We start from the raw sequence: 4076 nt of genomic DNA, 5'->3' as shown, positions 1-4076 counted from the left end.
GGGTACGGCCGCGCCAGGTCCGCCGAAATCTCGGCCACCACGCGCTGCTGGGCGCCGGTCAGCTTGAACGGCAGCGCCTGGTACAGCCGGTCCACCAGGCCGCCCGGCTCGTCGCGCACGGGCAGCACCTCGGCCTCCTTGACCCGGCGCGCGGCGCGCGCCGCCGCCAGCGACAGCTGCTGGGCCAGCAGTTCATCGAATTTGATGCGACGCCAGGCCGGATGCACCCGGTCCAGCAGCGCCGCTTCGGATTCGCCCTGCGCCGGCGTGTGCAGCGCGCGGATCGCCGGCGCGAACGGCGGCAGGTCGTAGCGCGCCAGCGCTTGCGGCGGCAGGGTATCGGACAGGTCGGCGCGGTCGAGCGCCTGGGCGATGGCGCGCCGCAGCGTCAGCTGCGGCAGGCCCTCGGTACTGGGATAGACCGGCGTCAGGGCGGTGGGCAGCGGCGCGTCGGCATTGGTCAGGCGCGGATGCACCATCTCGCGTCCGAACAGGCCGCCGCGCACTTCGCCGCGCGCGCGCAGCCGCTTGCCGACAGTGACCTGCTTTTGCTGGCTGGGATAGAAATTCAACCAGCGCAATTGCAGTTCGCCGCTGTCGTCCGCCAAGGTGGCGGTGAGCTGGCGACGCGGCCGGTAGAGCACTTCGGATTTGGTGATCTCGCCTTCGACCTGGCCGGCGAAGCCGGGGCGCAACTGGCTGATCGGGATCACCCGGGTCTCGTCCTCGTAGCGCAGCGGCAGGTGCAGCACGAAGTCCTCGGGCAGCACCAGACCCAGGTTACGCAGCTTGCGCTCCGTATCCGTCATGGCTTTGCCGGCGCCTTTGGTATCGGCGCCGGATCGCTTGGTAGCCACGGCCGCGGCCGGCATATCGGGATGAAACCCCTGGGAAAACGCGTGGTGGTGTTACAGGACCAGGATGGCCTCGACCTCGAACTGGGCGCCCTTGGGCAGGCTGGCCACGCCCACCGTCGAACGGGCCGGGAACGGCTGCGGAATCAACTCGGCCATGATGGCGTTGGCGGCGGTGAACTTGCCCAGGTCGGTCAGGAACAGCGTCAGCTTGACCACCTGGTCCAGCGTGCCGCCGGCGGCCTCGACCACCGCGGTCATGTTGGCGAACGCCTGGCGCACCTGCGCATCGAAGTTCTCGGAGACCAGGTCGCCGGTGCCGGGTTCGAGGCCGATCTGGCCCGACAGGTAGACGGTCTTGGTGCCGCTGACGGCAACCGCTTGCGAGTAAGGGCCGACGGCGGCGGGCGCGGCGTCGGTATGGATGATTTGCTTGCTCATGGGCGGAATCCTTCTGGTGACGGATAGCTACAACTATCGGATTTTAATCGGCAATAGGGTTTTGCGAAAGGCTCATGCGAGCCCACCCGAGCCTTCCATGTTACCCACACTTCACGGCGCGCAAGGGCAATCCGTCATCGGAACGCCGCGCCGATCTCCGCCCGGCTGGCCCACAGCAGGTCGTACAGCGCCTGGGCCGCCAGCGGCAGGCTGCGCCCCTGGCGCCACACCAGGTACAGCGGCCGAAGCAGCGCCTTGCCCGCCAGCGGCACGATGCGCAGGTCCGGCCCGCCGAAATGGAACAGCGTCATCGCCGGCACCACCGCTATCCCCAGGCCGGCCCGCACCAGTCCCGTGACGGTCGCCAGGTGCTCGACCTCGAACACCGGCGGCGGCGCATCGGCGCCGAAGGCCGCGTCCAGATGCTTGCGCACGCTGCTGTTGCGCGCCAGCTGGATCACCGCGTGGCGCGCCACGTCGCGCAGCCGCACCCGCGCCATCGCCGCCAGCGGATGGTCGGCGCGGCACACCAGGAAATAGCGGTCGGCGTACAGGAACTCGCTGTCCAGGTCGCTCATGTCCGGCCGCCTCGACGCCACCGCGAAATCCACCTGGCCGTCGCGCACCATGTCCAGGCACGGATCGAGCAAGGCGTCGCGCAGGTCCACCGCGATGCCCGGATGCTGCTCGCGGAACCGCGCCAGCAGCGGCGGCAGCCAGCCCGCCGCCAGCGACGGCAGCGCGGCCAGCGCCACCCGGCCGCGGCGACGGGCCGCGTGGTCGCGCAGGTCTTCCATTACCAGGTCCATGTCGGCCAGCAGGCGGCGCGCCGAGGCATCCAGCACGCGCCCTTCGGCCGTCAGCTCCACATTGCGGGTATTGCGGTCGAACAGTCGCAGGCCGGCGCTGTCTTCCAACTGGCGGATCAACGCGCTGAAGGCCGGCTGCGTCAGGTGGCAGCGCTGGGCGGCGCGGGTGAAGTGCCTTTCGTCGGCCAGGGCCACGAAAGCGCGTAATTGCCGGGCGGATAGATTCATGGTTTTTCTGGATTAATTGATCCGATATTTCTATTTTACGGATGAGCGGGCGCTGCCTATAGTGGGCTCCGGCTTCCCCTACGCGACTTTTATGCCTTCCTCTCCCCTGCTCATCGGCTGCGCCTCCGGCTTCTCGGGCGACCGCAGCGACGGCGCCGCCGCCGTGGTGCGTACGCTGGCCGCCCGGGGCGGCGGCACGCTGATCTTCGAAACCCTGGCCGAGCGCACCCTGGCGCTGGCGCAACTGGCGCGCAATGCCGACCCCCGCCGCGGCTTCGAGCCGTTGCTGGACGAGCTGGTGGCGCCAGTGCTGGCCGACTGCCTGCGCCACGGCATCGCCATCGTCAGCAACTTCGGCGCCGCCAACCCGGTCGGCGCCGCGCGCCGCATCGCCGAGCTGGCCGCGCAACAGGGCTTGCCGGCGCCGCGCATCGCCGTGATCCATGGCGACGCCCTCGACACACCAGACCAGCGCGACCTGCTGCGCCAGCGCCTGGGCGCGGCGCTGGACGGGGTCGAGGTGGTCAGCGCCACGGCCTACCTGGGCGCCACCGAGATCGCGCAGGCGCTGGCCGCCGGCGCACAGATCGTCGTCGCCGGTCGCGTCGCCGACCCGTCGCTGACACTGGGTCCGGCGCTGGCCCACTTCGGCTGGCGCCACGATGACTGGCCGCGCCTGGGCCGCGCCACCATGGCCGGCCACATGCTCGAATGCGGCCTGCAGGTCACCGGCGGCTACTTCTGCGTGCCGGGCCTGAAGGAAGTGCCGGACGTGCATGCCGCGGGCTTTCCCATCGCCGAGATCCACGCCGACGGCGAGTTCGTCATCGGCAAGGCCGCCGATACCGGCGGGATGGTGGACGCCCGCACGATCAAGGAACAACTGCTGTACGAGGTGCACGATCCCGCGCGCTACCTGACCCCCGACGTGACCGCCGACCTGAGCCAGGCGCGCGTCGAGGAACTGGGCCGCGACCGTGTCGCCGTGCGCGGCATCACCGGCCACGCGCGCCCGGCCGAACTCAAGGTCAACGTCTGCCACCACGGCGGCTGGCTGGCCGAGGCCGAAATTTCATACGCCGGCGTGCAGGCCGAGGCGCGCGCGCGGCTGGCCGCCGACATCGTGCACAAGCGTCTCGGATCGGCGCTGCGCCTGCGCGCCGACCTCATCGGCGCCATCAGCATCCTGGACAACGACACGGGCGCCCTGCGCCACGACCATCCCGGCGGCCAGGCGCGCGACGTGCGCCTGCGCATCGCCGGCGAGCACGCCGAGCGCGCCATCGCCGAACGCGTGCTGCGCGAGGTCACGGCGCTCTATACCTGCGGCCCGGCCGGCGGCGGCGGCGTGCGCACCGCGCTGCGCCCGCGCCTGAACATGGTGTCCTGCACCATTCCCCGCGAGGCCGTAACCAGCGGCTGGCGCTTCCTGGACGAGATCCCGCAATGAACCCAGCCCTGACCTCCGTGCCCCTCTACCGCCTGGGCCACAGCCGCTCCGGCGACAAGGGCGACACCTCCAACCTCAGCCTCATCGCCTGGGATCCCGAATGCTATGAGGTGCTGGCCGAGCAGGTCACCGAAGCGCGCGTGGCCGCCTGGTTCGGCTATCGCCGACCGGCCCGCGTCACCCGCTACCTGTTGCCGACCCTGCACGCCATGAACTTCGTGCTCGAAGGCGTGCTGGACGGCGGCGTGAACGACGCGCTCAATCTGGACGCGCACGGCAAAAGCCTTTCCTTCC

At 70.4% G+C, this 4076-nt stretch carries 5 protein-coding genes; 2 read left to right on the top strand and 3 right to left on the bottom strand.

Annotated features, from left to right (window positions below):
• The 3 genes from DK459_RS22340 to DK459_RS22330 all read right to left on the bottom strand — a co-directional run.
• A partial coding sequence (locus tag DK459_RS22340; protein WP_370445618.1) for an OB-fold nucleic acid binding domain-containing protein occupies positions 1-773 on the bottom strand: 773 nt, incomplete at its 3' end.
• Positions 774-908: 135 nt separating this feature from the next.
• A complete protein-coding gene (locus tag DK459_RS22335; protein WP_006386425.1) occupies positions 909-1295 on the bottom strand; it encodes a Rid family detoxifying hydrolase in 387 nt (128 codons plus the stop codon).
• Positions 1296-1429: 134 nt separating this feature from the next.
• A complete protein-coding gene (locus tag DK459_RS22330; protein ID WP_006386424.1) occupies positions 1430-2332 on the bottom strand; it encodes a LysR family transcriptional regulator in 903 nt (300 codons plus the stop codon).
• 91 nt (positions 2333-2423) lie between these two features.
• Between DK459_RS22330 and DK459_RS22325 the strand changes: the two genes are divergently transcribed.
• Together DK459_RS22325 and DK459_RS22320 are read left to right on the top strand one after the other, a co-directional pair.
• Entirely contained in the window at positions 2424-3782 is a 1359-nt protein-coding gene (locus DK459_RS22325) for an acyclic terpene utilization AtuA family protein (RefSeq protein ID WP_110135075.1), read from the top strand.
• On the top strand, positions 3779-4076 hold a 298-nt coding region (locus DK459_RS22320; RefSeq protein WP_110135255.1), incomplete at its 3' end, for a hypothetical protein. The genes DK459_RS22325 and DK459_RS22320, both read left to right, overlap by 4 nt.

This window comes from Achromobacter sp. RW408, from assembly GCF_003184165.1.
Lineage (GTDB): Bacteria > Pseudomonadota > Gammaproteobacteria > Burkholderiales > Burkholderiaceae_B > Achromobacter > Achromobacter xylosoxidans.
The sequence above is the reverse complement of the archived record's forward strand: the minus strand, read 5'-3'. Positions and strand labels throughout refer to the sequence as shown.

Coding starts and splice junctions, on each gene's coding strand:
- DK459_RS22335 (WP_006386425.1), bottom strand. CDS start 1,295: ATGAGCAAGCAAATCATCCATACCGACGCCGCGCCCGCCGCCGTCGGC.
- DK459_RS22330 (WP_006386424.1), bottom strand. CDS start 2,332: ATGAATCTATCCGCCCGGCAATTACGCGCTTTCGTGGCCCTGGCCGAC.
- DK459_RS22325 (WP_110135075.1), top strand. CDS start 2,424: ATGCCTTCCTCTCCCCTGCTCATCGGCTGCGCCTCCGGCTTCTCGGGC.